The sequence below is a fragment of the Comamonas sp. w2-DMI genome, assembly GCF_040187735.1.
Classification (GTDB): Bacteria; Pseudomonadota; Gammaproteobacteria; order Burkholderiales; family Burkholderiaceae_C; genus Comamonas; species Comamonas terrae.
The window spans coordinates 198820-215913 of record NZ_JBANEL010000002.1; the positions used below are offsets into that span (position 1 = coordinate 198820).

At 63.6% G+C, this 17094-nt stretch carries 13 protein-coding genes; 10 read left to right on the forward strand and 3 right to left on the reverse strand.

Features of this window, described 5'->3' with window-relative positions; all coding sequences use genetic code 11:
• Positions 1-5: 5 nt before the first annotated feature.
• Positions 6-2495: a YgiQ family radical SAM protein gene (locus V8Z74_RS03630; RefSeq protein ID WP_349708011.1), complete on the forward strand. Its 2490-nt coding sequence runs from the start codon at positions 6-8 to the stop codon at positions 2493-2495.
• A 35-nt stretch (positions 2496-2530) separates the two neighbouring features.
• Here the strand turns inward: V8Z74_RS03630 and V8Z74_RS03635 are convergent, their stop codons facing one another.
• The gene (locus tag V8Z74_RS03635) at positions 2531-4903 is read right to left on the reverse strand and encodes an EAL domain-containing protein (RefSeq protein WP_349708013.1); all 2373 of its coding nucleotides are present in this window, start codon (positions 4901-4903) and stop codon (positions 2531-2533) included.
• Positions 4904-5348: 445 nt separating this feature from the next.
• Positions 5349-6284, reverse strand: a complete 936-nt coding sequence (locus V8Z74_RS03640) for a CoA transferase (RefSeq protein WP_349708014.1) — start codon at positions 6282-6284, stop codon at positions 5349-5351.
• Positions 6285-6496: 212 nt separating this feature from the next.
• On the opposite strand from V8Z74_RS03640, the gene ygiD reads away from it, so the two are divergent.
• Positions 6497-7369 (forward strand): 4,5-DOPA-extradiol-dioxygenase, encoded by an 873-nt coding sequence (gene ygiD / locus V8Z74_RS03645; protein ID WP_349708016.1) that lies wholly within the window; start codon positions 6497-6499, stop codon positions 7367-7369.
• Between the two features lie 197 nt (positions 7370-7566).
• Here the strand turns inward: ygiD and V8Z74_RS03650 are convergent, their stop codons facing one another.
• Positions 7567-8763, reverse strand: a complete 1197-nt coding sequence (locus V8Z74_RS03650; RefSeq protein WP_066481441.1) for an amino acid aminotransferase — start codon at positions 8761-8763, stop codon at positions 7567-7569.
• 126 nt (positions 8764-8889) lie between these two features.
• On the opposite strand from V8Z74_RS03650, the gene uvrB reads away from it, so the two are divergent.
• The 8 genes from uvrB (at position 8890) to fdx (ending at position 17046) form a co-directional block, all read left to right on the forward strand.
• Complete coding sequence (gene uvrB / locus V8Z74_RS03655; RefSeq protein ID WP_066481789.1) at positions 8890-10956, forward strand: excinuclease ABC subunit UvrB; 2067 nt, start codon at positions 8890-8892, stop codon at positions 10954-10956.
• Between the two features lie 244 nt (positions 10957-11200).
• Positions 11201-11737: a Fe-S cluster assembly transcriptional regulator IscR gene (gene iscR, locus V8Z74_RS03660; protein ID WP_066481443.1), complete on the forward strand. Its 537-nt coding sequence runs from the start codon at positions 11201-11203 to the stop codon at positions 11735-11737.
• A 168-nt stretch (positions 11738-11905) separates the two neighbouring features.
• The gene (locus V8Z74_RS03665) at positions 11906-13126 is read left to right on the forward strand and encodes an IscS subfamily cysteine desulfurase (protein ID WP_349708017.1); all 1221 of its coding nucleotides are present in this window, start codon (positions 11906-11908) and stop codon (positions 13124-13126) included.
• Positions 13127-13157: 31 nt separating this feature from the next.
• Positions 13158-13553, forward strand: coding sequence for a Fe-S cluster assembly scaffold IscU (gene iscU, locus V8Z74_RS03670; RefSeq protein WP_066481445.1), 396 nt, complete (start codon positions 13158-13160; stop codon positions 13551-13553).
• Positions 13554-13556: 3 nt separating this feature from the next.
• Entirely contained in the window at positions 13557-13880 is a 324-nt protein-coding gene (gene iscA, locus V8Z74_RS03675; RefSeq protein WP_066481446.1) for an iron-sulfur cluster assembly protein IscA, read from the forward strand.
• A 205-nt stretch (positions 13881-14085) separates the two neighbouring features.
• Positions 14086-14604 (forward strand): Fe-S protein assembly co-chaperone HscB, encoded by a 519-nt coding sequence (gene hscB / locus V8Z74_RS03680; protein WP_066481448.1) that lies wholly within the window; start codon positions 14086-14088, stop codon positions 14602-14604.
• Between the two features lie 104 nt (positions 14605-14708).
• Positions 14709-16574, forward strand: coding sequence for a Fe-S protein assembly chaperone HscA (gene hscA / locus V8Z74_RS03685; RefSeq protein ID WP_349708019.1), 1866 nt, complete (start codon positions 14709-14711; stop codon positions 16572-16574).
• 133 nt (positions 16575-16707) lie between these two features.
• Positions 16708-17046: an ISC system 2Fe-2S type ferredoxin gene (gene fdx, locus V8Z74_RS03690; RefSeq protein WP_066481454.1), complete on the forward strand. Its 339-nt coding sequence runs from the start codon at positions 16708-16710 to the stop codon at positions 17044-17046.
• Positions 17047-17094: the final 48 nt, after the last annotated feature.

The following is a 17094-nucleotide window of genomic DNA, read 5'->3' on the forward strand; positions in this document are numbered from 1 at the left end:
TCCACATGAACGCCCCCGTTGACGTTTCCTTTTTCCACCGCGATGCCAAGCCTTTGACCAGCTACCGCCCGTACTGGGCCAAGCGCTTTGGCCCGGCGCCCTTCCTGCCGATGAGCCGCGCGGAAATGGAACAGCTCGGCTGGGACAGCTGCGACATCGTCCTGGTGACGGGCGATGCCTATGTGGACCACCCGAGCTTCGGCATGTCGGTGATCGGCCGCGTGCTGGAGGCCCAGGGCTTTCGCGTGGGCATCATCGCCCAGCCCGACTGGCAGAGCGCCGAGGCCTTCAAGGCCCTGGGCAGGCCCAACCTGTTTTGGGGGGTGACGGCGGGCAACATGGATTCGATGATCAACCGCTACACGGCCGACCGCAAGATCCGCTCGGACGACGCGTACACGCCCGGCGACGTGGGCGGCAAGCGGCCCGACCGCGCGGCCATCGTCTACAGCCAGCGCTGCCGCGAGGCCTACAAGGACGTGCCCATCGTGCTCGGCGGCATCGAGGGCAGCCTGCGCCGCATCGCCCACTACGACTACTGGAGCGACAAGGTGCGCCGCTCCATCGTGGTGGACAGCAAGTGCGACATCCTGCTCTACGGCAATGCCGAGCGGGCCCTGGTCGAGGTGGCGCACCGCATCGCGGCGCGCGAGCCGGTGGAGCACATCACCGACGTGCGCGGCACGGCCTTCATCCGCCGCGCCTCGGAAGAGGGCTGGTTCGAGGTCGATTCGACTACGGTGGACGAGCCTGGCGTGGTCGAGCCCCACATCAACCCCTACATGACCACCAGCGAGCAGGCCGAGGCCCAGGGCCAGGTCTGCTCCAAGGAAGAAGGCCAGGAAAAGGGAATGTCGCCGCAGGGCGGCACTTCGGTGAGCGATGTGCAACCCATCCAGTTCGTGCCCAATCTGTCACTGCGCGCCAGGGGCAAGCAGCCCCCGCGCGACCGGACAGTGATCCGTCTGCCCAGCTACGAGCAGGTCAAGAGTGATCCCATCCTGTACGCCCATGCCAACCGCGTGCTGCACCTGGAGACCAACCCCGGCAACGCCCGCGCGCTGGTGCAGGCGCACGGCGAGGGCTCAATAGCGCGCGATGTGTGGCTGAACCCGCCGCCCATCCCGCTGACCACGGCCGAGATGGATTGGGTCTTCGGCCTGCCTTATGCGCGCAGCCCGCACCCGAGCTACGCCGACGAGAACGGCAGCCATGACGGCGCGACCAAGATCCCGGCCTGGGAGATGATCCGCACCTCGGTCAACATCATGCGCGGCTGCTTCGGCGGCTGCACCTTCTGCTCCATCACCGAGCACGAGGGCCGCATCATCCAGAGCCGCTCCGAGGACTCGATCATCCAGGAGGTCGAGGACATCCGCGACAAGGTCAAGGGCTTCACCGGCACCATCTCCGACCTGGGCGGCCCCACGGCCAACATGTACCGCCTGGGCTGCAAGAGCCCCGAGATCGAGGCGGCCTGCCGCAAGCCCAGCTGCGTCTTCCCCGGCATCTGCCAGAACCTGCACACCGACCACGGCCCGCTGATCAAGATCTACCGCCGCGCGCGCAAGCTGCCCGGCATCAAGAAGATCCTGATCGGCTCGGGCCTGCGCTACGACCTGGCCGTGAAGTCGCCCGAGTACGTGAAGGAGCTGGTGCAGCACCACGTGGGCGGCTACCTGAAGATCGCGCCCGAGCACACCGAGGCCGGCCCGCTGTCCAAGATGATGAAGCCCGGCATCGGCAGCTACGACCGCTTCAAGCAGCTGTTCGAGAAGTTCAGCGAGGAGGCGGGCAAGAAGCAGTACCTGATCCCGTACTTCATCGCCGCCCACCCGGGCACCAGCGACGAGGACATGATGAACCTCGCCATCTGGCTCAAGAAGAACGGCTTCCGTGCCGACCAGGTGCAGACCTTCTACCCCAGCCCCATGGCCACCGCCACGGCCATGTACCACAGCGGTCGCAACACGCTCACCAGGGTGCGCCGCCAGATGCGCGACGCGGACGAGGAGTCGGTGGACATCGTGCGCGGCGAAAAGCGCCGCCGCCTGCACAAGGCCTTCCTGCGCTACCACGACCCGAACAACTGGCCGCTGCTGCGCGAGGCGCTCAAGGCCATGGGCCGGGCCGACCTGATCGGCAACGGCAAGCACCACCTGATCCCGACCTTCCAGCCGCTGGTGGACGGCAGCTACCAGAGCGCGCGCAAGAAGAACAGCACCTCGGCCAAGGGCGGTGCCGCAGGCGTGGGCTATACGGTCAACAAGGACGGCAAGGCCGTGGCGGTGCGCCGCCGTTCGCAGGACGAAGGCGGCCTGGAGCCCCAGGGAGACGTGCGTTTTCGCAGCGCCCAGCCTCAGCCCGGCAGGCTGCTGACCCAGCATACGGGCCTGCCGCCGCGCGCCGGAATCAGGAGCGGCGCCAAGGGGGCCGGCAAGTCGGGTTTCAAGTCGGCCAAGCCCCAGAGGCCGTCCTCGCGCAAGCCGCGCTGACCTGCAGCCTGCTGGCCCTGTTGCAGAGGCCGGGTTCAGCTCATCGCCATTGCGCCGCACCATTGCGGCAGCCGGTTCTTGGCGGCGACCGTGAAGAACTCGTCATCCATCGGCACAGGGCGTGCAATCGCATAGCCCTGGCCGTAATCCACGCCTATGTCCCTGAGCGCGAGCGCAATCTCCCGGCTCTCCACGAACTCGGCCACGGTCTGCTTGCCCAGGATATGGGCGATGCGGTTGATCATCTCCACCATCGCATGGCTGCTGGGGTCCTTGAGCATGTCGTGCACGAATCCGCCGTCGATCTTCAGGTGATCTACGGGCAGCTGCTTGAGATAGGTCAGCGACGACATGCCGACGCCAAAGTCATCCAGGGCAAAACGGCAGCCCAGGGCGCGCATGGACTGGATCAGTCGCGTGGCGTTGGAGAGATTGGCAATGGCGCTGGTTTCGGTGATCTCGAAGCACAGCATCTGGGGCGCAATGCCATACAGGCGTATCTGGGTCTGCAGGAATTCCTGCAGATCCTCGTCGTCCAGGCTGGGGCCGGACAGATTGATGGCGCAGGTATCTACGGTGCACGAATGCGCAGGGCGCCGGGCCAGGGTCTGGAAAGTCCTGGTGATGACCCAGCGGTCCAGCTTGGGCATGATGCCGTAGCGTTCCGCTGCAGGGATGAAGGCGCCTGGGCCGATGAGCTGGCCCTGTTCGTCACGCAGACGCAGCAGGACCTCGAAGTGCATGCCGGTTGCATGGCCGCTTTGCAGCGGAGCGATGCTCTGTGCATAGAGGCAGAAGCGGTCGGCATCGATCGCCTCGTGGATGCGCGTCACCCACTCCATTTCGCTGACATGGCGGCTGTAGGCATGGTCTTCCGGGGAGTAGGCGTAGATCCTGTTGCGCCCGCGTTCCTTGGCCTTGTAGCAGGTCACATCCGCCATGCGCAGCAGATCGGCCGCACTGCGGGCTTCGCTCGTGATATGCACCATGCCGATGCTGAAGCCGGTGCGCAGCACCTTGTCGCCCCATTGCACCTGCAGGGCCTGCGCGGCCAGGCGCAGCTTTTCCGCAATGGCCTGCGCCACATGGGGAGGGCAGTTGATCAGCAGCACTCCGAACTCATCGCCTCCCAGGCGCGCGAGCTCGTCGGAGCCGCGCACATTGTGCTGCAGCAGCCGCGCGACGGCACTGAGTATCTCGTCGCCGGCGGCATGGCTGCAGGTTTCATTGACCAGCTTGAACTGGTCCAGGTCGATATAGAGCAGGGTGCAGGCCTTGAGCTGATGCAGGCCCTGGTTCAGCAGCTGCTGCAAGTGGCGTTCGAATTCCCCTCGGTTCTCCAGTCCGGTCAGCGTGTCATGGCGGGAATTCCATGACAGCTGTTCCATGTATTTCTGTTCGCGCGAGACATCGTGGAGCACGATGACCGCACCGGTCACTTCGCCCTCATGCACGATGCTGGAACCCATGACCTTGACCGGCTGCATGTCATGGTTGCCGCGGCGCAGCCAGCGGGTCTGCCCATCGCGCATGGTGGTCTCGCCTTTTTGCAGCAGCTTGAGCAGATGTTCGCTCTTGAAGCCTTCATCAAGCGTATGGAACTGCAGCGCCTGCGGAAGGGGGCGGCCGAGAATGTCGGCCTTGTCCACGCCCAGCAGGCCCATGGCCACGGGGTTGAGGTAGTTGATCCGGCCATTGCCGTCGATGGTGATCACGGCATCGGCCAGCGCCGCCAGGGTCACTTCGGCCCGGTCCTGCTCTGCCTGCAGCACCCACTGGACCTGCTGCTTCTGGCGCATCAGGCGCAGCGTGTTCCAGCACCACAGGCCGATCAGCGCCGCAGCCAGCAGGCCGTTGAGGCACAGCAGCAGCAGCACCAGGGAGCGCGAACTCCGGCCCAGGGACTCGCTGAATGCCCTGGAGGCAGGCGTGACGCCCTGGTCTATGGATTCGATCTCCTGCTTCCAGGCCTTGATGCTCTCGGGCCTGGCAGGTCCCAGTTCATGGCTGGCCTGGATCTCCTGGGCCAGTGCATCGAGCTGCTCCAGGTATTGGTCGCCCAATCTCCAGTAGCTGACCGGTTTTTGCACCAGGTCGAAGTGCTGGAAGCTGCGCAGCAGCCAGATCAGGGCATTGATATCGTCCGGATGGTTTTGGCCCATCAGCAGGCCCTGGCGCGCTATCTCCAATTGCTCCGGCCGGCTTTCCAGTGCGATGCGGGCCATGGTATCGCCCTGCGGTACGCGCATGGCTGCGCGATATTCGTTCCAGTCGGCAGGATCGGCGCTGTCGATATAGCGGGACAAATGGTAGATCGCGTCCTTTTGGGCCTTGGACCACAGGCTCTCGCCCACCGCGAATGCACGAACGGTGGAGAGCAGATAAATGCTGGTGCTGGTCGACAGCATGAGCACCACCACAAGCAATGCAAGCGGCCATATTCGCTGCAAAACATGCAGTGAGATGCGGTGGCTGCTTGTCGTGGCATGCATATGTTCAGAAGAGCGTCATTTCCCGGAAGCAGCACAAGGCCGCGCGCGGAGCACTGAACAGTTAAGCGGTTTGGGGTGTAAAGAAATGTACTCGAATTTCGGAGCAAGTCTTGTAGGCGCATACACCCAAAATGTTATGTGCAGACGGAAAATATGTTTTGAAAACGAGGGAGATATCAGCCATTGGCGAAGTCCATGGGCTTGAGGCGGTTATCGTTTCCATAATCGTCCGTGGCCTTGCCGTATTTCCCAATGCTTTCTTGCACTGCGGCAAAAAATATTATTGGTTGGTATGCGAATTAATCAGTGGCGCCTGTCTTATTCGCTTATTCAATCGAATCCGAGCGATGGATCGCACATTTCATTGGGCAAGAGGGTGCATCGGTATGTCGTGTTGTTCAGCCAGGGCCTGCAATTGCCGGCAGCTATGGATGCGCATGAAGCCTGCGATGGCTTCATGGGTCGCGGGGCTGCGCATGTCGGCGGCCGCTTCGCCCATCCCCGCCGCTGCGCAAAGGCGCTGCGCAAAATGGGGCTCCAGCGCGGCCACCGCGATGATGCCGTCCGCGCAGGGATAGATGCGATAGCCCGCATGGGCTCCACCCACGTCTCCGTGCGGCTGTGTCAGCCCCCATTGCCAAGGCAGGGCCAGCCAGTGGGCCGCCTGGGCCAGGCCCACCTCATGCAGGAGGCCATGCCCGCTGCGGCGGCTGGCCAGCACGCATTGCAGCACGGCCTCGCTGGCCATGAGGGCGCCGGCCATGTCGGCAAACAGGCTGGGCGGCATCTGCAGCGACTGCACCAGCCCTGCCTCGGCCTGGTAGGTCAGGTCGTGGCCGGGTATATCGGCATCGGGGCCTGTGCTGCCCAGTATGCGCACCATGGAAAGGTGAGGATGCAACGCCTGCAGCCGCTTCCAGGCCAGGCCCAGCTTGGCCAGTGCGTCAGGGCGAAACGAGGTCAGCAGGACATCGGTTCCGGCCAGCACTTCATGGAGCTGCTGCTGTCCTGTTTCGCTTTTCAGATCCATTTGCAGCACGTCGATACCATGATGCATGGCGTCATAAGCCTGGGCGCTGTAGCGTTCCATGGGATCGGCCGTGCGCTCCGGAAGGCCATCGTGCCTGTCGGCTGCCCGGGGCTCGATCTTGCGGCACCGGGCGCCCATGCCGGCGCAGCGCCACAGGGCCGCAGGTCCCGGCAGGTTGAGGGCCATACTGAGAATGCGCACGCCCTCCAGCGGCTGAAGAGAGGAGTAGGGAGGCAGGGCTGAGGCGGGCCGGTCGTACTGGGTCATGTCGAGGAAGCGGGAGATTGCCGAAGCAGGCTGCTGGAGGAACTTTACCGCCTGTCAGGCTGTCCATCGAGTGATTCCCTCTCAATCTGGCAGCGCCGCGGTTCTTGCAGTTCGGCCGAAAATATTCATCCACCCATACTATGCGCCGACGTGTCGTGCTTGCGGGGGCGGCCGGCGTGCTGGCCGCTTCCGGGGCTTTATTGGCTTATTCCATGACTTCAGCTTCTTCCTCTCCTTTGCCGCACTCCCTGCTGGAGCGCCTGCAGCCTTCGCCGCGCATGCCCGTGCTGTTCCTGGGCCATGGCAGTCCCATGAATGCGATTGAAGACAATGCCTGGCGCGACAGCTGGCAGGCGCTGGGGCGGGAGCTGCTGGCCAAGGGAATGCGTCCGCAGCTGATTCTGTGCATTTCGGCGCACTGGCTCACGGAATCCGACTGGGCGCTGACGGGCATGGCCCGGCCGCGCACCATCCATGATTTCGGCGGTTTTCCGCAGGAGCTGTTTGCCCAGCAATATCCGGCGCCGGGCGCGCCGGCCGTGGCGAAGGCGTTGGCGGCCGAGCTGCATGCACCGGCGGACGGCAGCGCGCTGCGGCTGGACGAGCATTGGGGGCTGGACCACGGCAGCTGGTCGGTGCTCAAGCCCATGTTCCCCGAGGCCGACATTCCCGTGATCCAGCTGAGCATTCCTTATGCACTGGCGCCGCGGCGGCATTTCGAGCTGGGCCGGCAATTGCAGGCATTGCGCGAGCGCGGCGTGCTGATCGTCGGCAGCGGCAACGTGGTGCACAACCTGCGTGCGATCCGCCGCGACCTGGAGTCCAGTCACCAGGCCTACGACTGGGCGCAGCAGTTCGACGCCGAGGTGCAGCAGCGCTGGGACGGCGGCAATCTGGCGGATCTGGCCAACTTCCTGGACTGGGGCCCGCAGGCACGCCTGTCCCATCCCACGCATGACCACTACCTGCCGCTGCTGTATGCGGCCGGCGCAGTGCACGAGGGCGAGGCGCCGCGTGTGTTCAACGATGGGTTCCAGTACGGCTCGCTTTCCATGCGCTCTGCCACCTGGGGCATGCCGGGCTGACGGTTTGCTTTGGTTTCGATAGCTGTTTGCGCTCCCCATTCAAGTAATTTGAAATGGTTTATTGTCGAAATCTATTGAAAACGAGCGCAGGCAGCTATCAATAGAGAAGCGCAGATAAAAAAAAGACCAACGGACTTTCAATCCGTTGGTCTTTTTGCAGGGACATGGTGCAAGGCCCATGTCCATGGAGTCCAGCCTCAGATGACCTTGGCGATGGACTGGCAGACGTAGTCGATGTTCTTGCTGTTGAGCGCGGCCACGCACATGCGGCCGGTGTCGGTGCCGTACACGCCGAACTCGGTGCGCAGGCGCACCATCTGGTCCTTGGACAGGCCGGAGTAGCTGAACATGCCGATCTGGCTGGTGATGAAGCTCATGTCCTGCTTCACGCCGGCGGCCTTCAGGCCGTCCACCAGCTTCTGGCGCATTTCCTTGATGCGCACGCGCATCTCGCCCAGTTCCTTTTCCCACAGGGCGCGCAGCTCGGGGTTGCCCAGCACGGCGGCCACCACGGCGCCACCATGGGTGGGCGGGTTGGAGTAGTTGGTGCGGATGACGATCTTGAGCTGGCTCAGCACGCGCGCCGCTTCTTCCTTGTCGTTGCAGACCACGGACAGGGCGCCCACGCGCTCGCCGTACAGGCTGAAGCTCTTGGAGAACGAGGTCGACACGAAGATGTTCATGCCCGAAGCCACGAACTTGCCGATGGCCACGCCGTCCTCGGCGATGCCGTGGCCGAAGCCCTGGTAGGCCATGTCCAGGAAGGGGATCAGGTTCCTGGCCTTGACCACTGCAACCACCTGGTCCCACTGGGCGGGAGTGATGTCGTAGCCGGTGGGGTTGTGGCAGCAGGCGTGCAGCACCACGACGGTGCCGGCAGCGGCCGCATTCAGGTCGGCCAGCATGCCCTCGAAGTTGACCGAGCGCGTGGCGGCGTCGTAGTAGCGGTAGGAGCCGACTTCAAAACCCGCGTTGGTGAAGATGGCGCGGTGGTTTTCCCAGCTGGGGTCGGAGATCAGTACCTTGGCGCTGGGGTTGAGCTTCTTGATGAAGTCGGCGCCGATCTTCAGGCCGCCCGTGCCACCGATGGCCTGCACCGTGGCCACGCGGCCGGACTGGACCACGTCGGATTCCGCGCCGAACACCAGGGCCTTGACGCCGTTGTCATAGGCGGCAATGCCGTCGATGGGCAGGTAGCCGCGGGCCGTGGGCTTGTCCATCATGGCTTTTTCTGCGGCTTGCACGCATTGCAGCAGAGGCAGCTTGCCGTTGTCGTCGAAGTACACGCCCACGCCCAGGTTGACTTTGTTGGGGTTGGTATCGGCAGCGAATTGCTCGTTCAGACCCAGGATGGGGTCGCGGGGGGCCATTTCGACGGCGGTAAACAGAGACATGAAAAATCCTTGAGGGATGGAAATAAGTCAGGTCACCCCCAACTACTGCGCCAGTGACTGAGTTAGGCTTGAGGGTTGGTCTGCCATTCTACTCCGCGCCAACCTATGCGCCATGGACATGACATCATGCAAGAACAAGATATGACTGCTGCGCCGCAAGGCCGCTTCGTGCAATTTCCGGATTCGCCTTTCGAGCTGTTCCAGCCTTATCCGCCGGCCGGCGACCAGCCCGCAGCCATCGCGCAATTGGTGGAAGGCATAGAGGACGGAGAGTCATTCCAGACGCTTCTGGGTGTGACGGGGTCGGGCAAGACCTTCACCATGGCCAACGTGATCGCCCGACTGGGGCGGCCGGCCATCGTGTTCGCGCCGAACAAGACGCTGGCCGCACAGCTGTACTCGGAGTTCAGAGAGTTTTTCCCGAAAAACGCGGTCGAGTACTTCGTCAGCTACTACGACTATTACCAGCCCGAAGCCTATGTGCCCCAGCGCGACCTGTTCATCGAGAAGGACAGCGCCATCAACGAGCACATCGAGCAGATGCGCCTGTCGTGCACCAAGAGCCTGATGGAGCGGCGCGACGTGGTCATCGTGGCCACGGTCTCGGCCATCTACGGCATCGGCGAACCCGAGAGCTACCACCGCATGATCATGACGCTGCGCGCGGGCGACCGCCTGAACCAGCGCGACGTGATCGCGCAGCTGATCCGCATGCAGTACCAGCGCAACGATACGGATTTCGGGCGCGGCACCTTCCGCGTGCGCGGCGACACCATCGACGTGTTCCCCGCCGAGCACTCGGAACTGGCCGTGCGCATCGAGCTGTTCGACGACGAGGTGGAGAGCCTGCAGCTGTTCGATCCGCTCACGGGCCGGGTGCGTCAGAACATTCCGCGCTTCACCGTCTACCCGAGCAGCCACTACGTGACGCCGCGCGACAAGGTGCTGGCCGCCGTGGAAACCATCAAGCTCGAACTCGACGAACGGCTCAAGCAGCTGGTGGGCATGGGCAAGCTGGTGGAAGCCCAGCGCCTGGAACAGCGCACTCGCTTCGATCTGGAAATGCTGACCGAAGTCGGGCACTGCAAGGGCATCGAGAACTACACGCGCCATCTCTCGGGCTCGGCGCCCGGCGAGCCGCCGAGCACGCTGACGGACTACCTGCCGCGCGATGCCATCATGTTCCTGGACGAAAGCCATCAGATGATCGGCCAGCTCAACGCCATGTACAGCGGCGACCGCTCGCGCAAGACCACGCTGGTCGAATATGGCTTTCGCCTGCCTTCGGCGCTGGACAACCGGCCGCTGAAGTTCGAGGAATTCGAGCAGCGCATGCGCCAGGTGATCTTTGTGTCGGCCACGCCGGCGGACTACGAGAAGACGCATTCGGGCAAGGTGGTCGACCAAGTGGTGCGGCCCACGGGTCTGGTGGATCCCGAGATCGAAGTGCGGCCTGCCATCCACCAGGTCGACGACGTGCTGCAGGAAATCCGCCAGCGCGTGGAAAAGGAAGAACGCGTGCTCATCACCACGCTGACCAAGCGCATGGCCGAGCAGCTGACCGAGTACCTGACCGACAACGGCGTCAAGGTGCGCTATCTGCACTCCGACGTGGACACGGTGGAGCGCGTGGAAATCATCCGCGACCTGCGCCTGGGCGCTTTCGACGTGCTGGTGGGCATCAACCTGCTGCGCGAAGGCCTGGATATTCCGGAAGTGTCGCTGGTGGCCATCCTCGACGCCGACAAGGAAGGCTTTCTGCGCGCCGAGCGCAGCCTGATCCAGACCATAGGCCGCGCGGCGCGCAATATCAACGGCAAGGCCATTCTCTATGCGGACCGCATCACGGACTCGATGAAGAAGGCCATCGGGGAGACCGAGCGGCGGCGTGCCAAGCAGGTGGCTTTCAACGAAGCCAACGGCATTGTTCCCAAGCAGATTGTCAAGAAGGTGAAAGACCTGATTGATGGGGTCTACAGCGAGAAAAGCAGCAAGGAGGCCGAGCGCATCGAGGCCCAGGCCCTGCAGCGTGCCCGCGTGGAAGACATGTCGGAAAAGGATGTGGCCCGGGAAATCAAGCGCCTGGAAAAGCAGATGCTGGAGCATGCGCGCGCGCTGGAGTTCGAGCAGGCGGCGCGTATCCGCGATCAGCTGGCGCACCTCAAGGAGCAGCTGTTCGGCGCGGCCCCCTGATAGTGGGCCTGTGCAAGCAGGGTCCAGCTCGCATAGTGACTCTTTTTTGAAAGTTGCGAACGGTTACCCGACCAAATTAATGGGGAATGTGCTATACTCCTGCTAAACACTCAACAAAAAGAACCCCTCACGAAGGGCTCTGAACCTAATTACAGGACGGAGTAAGGGCGGAGACTGTGCTCGACTTGGAAACAGTAGCCAAGCAAGCGTTTCTGTAACGAACAATCCTGACAAGGAGCTCGTAATGCGTCTCACAACCAAAGGCCGTTTTGCGGTCACCGCCATGATTGACTTGGCCCTGCGCCAGAACAATGGCCCTGTCACGCTGGCCGCAATCAGCCAGCGTCAGCAAATTTCGCTGTCCTATCTGGAACAGCTGTTCGGCAAGCTGCGTCGCCATGAGCTGGTGGAATCCACCCGTGGCCCCGGTGGCGGCTACACCCTGGCGCGCAAGGCGGCCGACATCACCGTGGCAGACATCATCGTCTCCGTGGACGAGCCCATCGACGCCACGCAGTGCGGCGGCAAGGAAAACTGCCTGGGCGAGGCCGGCCGCTGCATGACGCACGAGCTGTGGGCCGCGCTGAACCAGCGCATGGTCGAGTTTCTGGACTCCGTGACCCTGCAGAAGCTGGTGGACGAGCAACTGGCCAAGGGCATCCAGATCGAGGACAAGCCCGTGGTGCGCCGCGCGATTTCCACGGCGCCCGTGGTCAAGCCCATCCGCGTGAACGCACCGAACTCGGTGTTTGCGCTGGGCAACGCGTTCGCCAAGTCCTGATCCGGGGCCGGCCCGAGCCATGGGCTCGCGGCTGCCTCTGAAGGCAGCCTTTCCAACAAGTACAGGACAGCGCGATATGCATGGCTGTGCGGCATATCGTCCTGCCCGGATGGGCAACAGCCCGTCGATCCTCACGATTTGTCAGCCGAAAACTAGATTGAGCCAGTCATGGACATGACCCCGCACTTCCCCATTTATCTCGACTATGGCGCCACGACGCCCGTGGACCCTCGTGTGGTCGACGCCATGATTCCGTGGCTGCGCGAGCACTTCGGGAATGCGGCCTCGCGCAGCCATGCCTGGGGCTGGGAAGCAGAGGAGGCGATCGAGAAGGCGCGCCAGCAGGTGGCCGACCTGATCGGCGCCGATCCGCGCGAAATCGTCTGGACCAGCGGTGCCACCGAATCCGACAACCTCGCCATCAAGGGGGCAGCCCATTTCTACCAGGGCAAGGGCAAGCACCTGATCACCGTGAAGACCGAGCACAAGGCCGTGCTGGACACCATGCGCGAGCTGGAGCGCCAGGGCTTCGAGGTGACCTATCTCCACGTCAAGGAAGACGGCCTGCTGGATCTGGACATCTTCAAGGCCGCGATCCGCCCCGACACCATTCTGGTGAGCGTGATGGCCGTGAACAACGAGATCGGCGTCATCCAGGACCTCAACACCATCGGCTCCATCTGCCGCGAAAAAGGCATCATCTTCCATGTGGATGCAGCCCAGGCCACGGGCAAGATGCCGCTGGACATGCAGACCATGCCCATCGACCTGATGAGCCTGGCCTCGCACAAGACCTATGGCCCCAAGGGTATCGGTGCCCTGTATGTGCGCCGCAAGCCCCGCGTGCGCCTGGAAGCACAGATGCACGGCGGCGGCCATGAGCGCGGCATGCGTTCGGGCACGCTGCCCACGCACCAAATCGTGGGCATGGGCGAGGCCTACCGCATCGCCAAGGAAGAAATGGCCAAGGACCTGGAGCATGCAGCGCGCCTGCAAAAGCGCCTGCTCGACGGCCTCAAGGACATGGAGCAGGTCTTCGTCAACGGCGACCTGGAGCACCGCGTGCCCCACAACCTGAACATGAGCTTCAACTTCGTGGAAGGCGAGTCGCTGATCATGGGCATCAAGGGCCTGGCCGTTTCCTCGGGTTCGGCCTGCACCTCGGCCAGCCTGGAGCCCAGCTATGTGCTGCGTGCCCTGGGACGCAGCGACGAACTGGCCCACAGCAGCCTGCGCATGACCATCGGCCGCTTCACCACCGAAGAAGAAATCGACACCGCGATCGCAGCCATCCGCACCAACGTGGCGAAGCTGCGTGAACTGAGCCCCCTGTGGGAGATGTACAAAGACGGCATCGACCTCAGCACTATTCAATGGGCTGCACACTAAGTACAGATCAGAAAGTTAAGAGGTAGACACCATGGCTTACTCCGACAAAGTTGTTGACCACTATGAAAACCCCCGCAACGTGGGCTCGTTCGACAAGAACGACGAGTCCGTGGGCACGGGCATGGTGGGCGCGCCGGCCTGCGGCGACGTGATGAAGCTGCAGATCAAGGTCAACCCGGCAACCGGCGTGATCGAGGATGCGCGCTTCAAGACCTATGGCTGCGGTTCGGCCATTGCTTCTTCCTCGCTCGTGACCGAGTGGGTCAAGGGCAAGACCCTGGACGAGGCCGCAGCCCTGAAGAACAGCCAGATCGCCGAAGAGCTGGCCCTGCCGCCCGTGAAGGTGCACTGCTCCATCCTGGCCGAAGACGCCATCAAGGCTGCAGTGAACGATTACCGTGCCAAGCGCACACCTGCGGAAGCGTAAGCAATGGCCATCTCGATGACTGAGGCGGCTGCCCGTCATGTGAGCCGCTATCTGTCGCGCCGCGGCAAGGGCATAGGCGTGCGCCTGGGGGTCAAGACCACGGGCTGCTCGGGCCTTGCCTACAAGCTGGAGTATGTGGACGAGGCCCAGCCCGACGATGTGGTGTTCGAGGAGCACGGCATCAAGGTGCTGGTGGATCCCAAGAGCCTGGCCTATATCGACGGCACGGAGCTGGACTTCGTGCGCGAAGGCCTGAACGAAGGCTTCAAGTTCCACAACCCCAACGAGCGCGACCGCTGCGGCTGCGGCGAAAGCTTCAGGATTTAGTTCGCTGAGCCGCCGCAGGGCGGCTCTTGCTCGGCGTCTCTGACGTGCATCGCGCCCTCCGTGCCGATGCCTGGCAACCATCACCGCCGCAGCCCTGCTGCAGGCGGTTTTTTATCGCCGGGCCGCCCCAAGATGAAAAACACCCCCTCTCGAAGGGGCAGCGACCACGCGCAGCGGGAAGCGTGGGGAGCCACTTTTTAATGCCATGAATCTGCAATCCGACGACTTTGAATTGTTCGCGCTGCCGCGCCAGTTTGCCCAGGAGCGCAGCCAGATCGATGCCCGATGGAAAGAGCTGCAGCGGGAGGCGCATCCCGACCGCTTTGCGGCCCAGGGCGCCGCAGCGCAGCGTGTGGCCATGCAATGGTCGGTACGTATCAACGAGGCCTACCAGCGCCTCAAGGACCCGCTCAAGCGCGCGGCCTATCTGTGCGAATTGAACGGCGCACCGGTGAGGGCCGAGGACAACACGGCCATGCCCGCCAGCTTTCTGATGCAGCAGATGGAATGGCGCGAGGCGCTGGAAGAGGCGAGCACGCAAAAGGAGCTGGATGCGCTGGACGACGCCATGCTGCAGGCAAAGCAGGGCATGCTGGCCGAGTGCGGCCGCTTGCTGGACGAGGCGCACGATGCCGCCGCTGCCGTGCAGCAGGTGAGAGCCCTCATGTTTGTTGCGCGATTTGCGCAGGACATAGAGCGCCGCCGCGATCAGCTGGGACAATAAGCCTCGGCAGCGCCTCCATGCCAGTGCATCGAGGTGCCTTGATCCTGAACTGATTCTGAAAGGGCCAGCCCCGCCGGCCCGTCTCTTCCAAAAAAAGAATTTCCATGGCGCTTTTGCAGATTTCCGAGCCCGGCCAATCCCCCGATCCGCACCAGCGGCGCATTGCGGTGGGCATCGACCTGGGCACGACCCATTCCCTGGTGGCCGCCGTGCGCAACGGCGTGGCCGAATGCCTGCCCGATGACGAAGGCCGCGTGCTGCTGCCTTCCGTGGTGCGCTATCTGCCGGGCGGCGGCCGCCAGATCGGCTTCGAAGCCAGGCTCAACCAGGCCGGCGATGCGGCCAACACCATCAGCTCGGCCAAGCGCTTCATGGGCCGCAGCCTGTCCGATATCGAGGCGCCGCAAAAACTCTCCTACCAGTTTGCGGCAGACAGCCAGGCCCGCGGCGTGGTCGCCATCGAAACCGTGGACGGCGTGAAGACGCCGGTGGAAGTCAGCGCGGAAATCCTGGCCACCTTGCGCTTTCGCGCCGAGGACACTTTCGATGACGAGCTGTACGGCGCCGTCATCACCGTGCCCGCCTATTTCGACGATGCCCAGCGCCAGGCCACCAAGGACGCGGCCAAGCTGGCCGGCATCAATCTGCTGCGCCTGATCAACGAGCCCACGGCGGCGGCCATTGCCTACGGCTTGGACAATGCCTCCGAAGGCGTCTATGCCGTGTACGACCTGGGCGGCGGCACTTTCGACATCTCCGTGCTGCGCCTGTCCCAGGGCGTGTTCGAAGTCATTGCCACGGGCGGCGATTCGGCCCTGGGGGGCGACGACTACGACGATGCGCTGGGCCAGTGGGTGGCCGAGCAGCTGGGCATAGAGCCGCAGACCGCCGCGGACAAGGCGGTCTGGCGCATTGCGGCACGCAGCTGCAAGCAGGCGCTGACCGATTCGGAAATCGTAGCATTCACCGCAGATCTATCCACGGGTTCGGTATCCTTTGATGTCAAACGGGAGGATTTCAGCGCGGCTACTGCTCACTTAACCGATAAAAGCCTGGCCGCCGTGCGCCGTGCATTGAAAGATGCCGGACTGGCCCGCGACGAGGTCAAGGGCGTGGTCATGGTGGGGGGCTCCACGCGCATGCCCCAGGTGCGCCAGGCGGTGGCCGATTTCTTCGGCCGCGAGCCGCTGACCAATCTCAACCCCGACGAGGTGGTGGCGCTGGGCGCCGCCATCCAGGCCAATCAGCTGGCCGGCAACAATGCGGCCGGCGATTTGCTGCTGCTGGACGTGATTCCGCTGTCGCTGGGCGTGGAGACCATGGGCGGCCTGGCGGAGCGCATCATCTCTCGCAACGAGACCATCCCCACGGCACGGGCGCAGGATTTCACCACCTACAAGGACGGCCAGACGGCGCTGGCCATCCACGTGGTGCAGGGCGAGCGCGACCTGGTGCAGGACTGCCGCAGTCTCGCGCGCTTCGAGCTGCGCGGCATTCCGCCCATGGCGGCCGGTGCCGCGCGCATCCGCGTGACCTTCACCGTCGATGCCGACGGCCTGCTGTCGGTCAGCGCCAAGGAACAGACCAGCGGCGTGGAAGCGCACATCAACGTCAAGCCATCCTACGGCCTGTCGGACGACGAGATCGCCCGCATGCTGCAGGACGGCTTTGCCACGGCCCAGGAAGACATGCGCGCCCGTGCCCTGGTCGAGGCGCGCGTGGAGGCCGACCGCATGCTGCTGGCCACCCGGAGCGCGCTGGAAGCCGACGGCGACGTGCTGAGTGCCGAACAGCGCCAGGCCATCGACGACTTGATGGACGCCTTGCGCGCCATCCAGACGAGCGACGATGCCACCGCCATCGACAATGCCACGCAGGCCCTGGCCAAGGGAACGGAGGCCTTTGCGGCGGAACGCATGAACCGTGGCATCCAGCGGGCCCTGGCCGGCAAGAACGTGCAGTCCATATGACCGCGAAGCTGCGCGTCCTGCCCCGCGCGGGACGGCGGCCCTTGCCGGCTCTGCGCACATTGCGCAGAGCCGGTTTCGGAGTGCGAACGGTGCCCTCAGCCCTGGTTAACTGATACAAATCGAGTAGCAAGCAATGCCCATCATCAAAATTCTTCCCCACGCTGAATACTGTCCCAATGGCGCCGAGATCGAAGCCCCAGCCGGCACCTCGGTCTGCGAAGCCCTGCTGGACAATGGCATCAACATCGAGCACGCCTGCGACATGAGCTGTGCCTGCACGACCTGCCATGTGATCGTCAAGGAAGGCTTCAACTCGCTCAACGAAGCCGAGGAGGAGGAAGAGGATCTGCTCGACCGTGCCTGGGGCCTGCAGCCCCAGTCGCGCCTGTCATGCCAGGCCATTCTTGCGCGGGAGAATCTGACGGTGGAGATCCCCAAGTACTCCATCAATCACGCGAAAGAGAATCATTGACACCCCCTGAGCGGCTGCGCCGCTTCCCCCTCTCTCGATGCGTTGCAT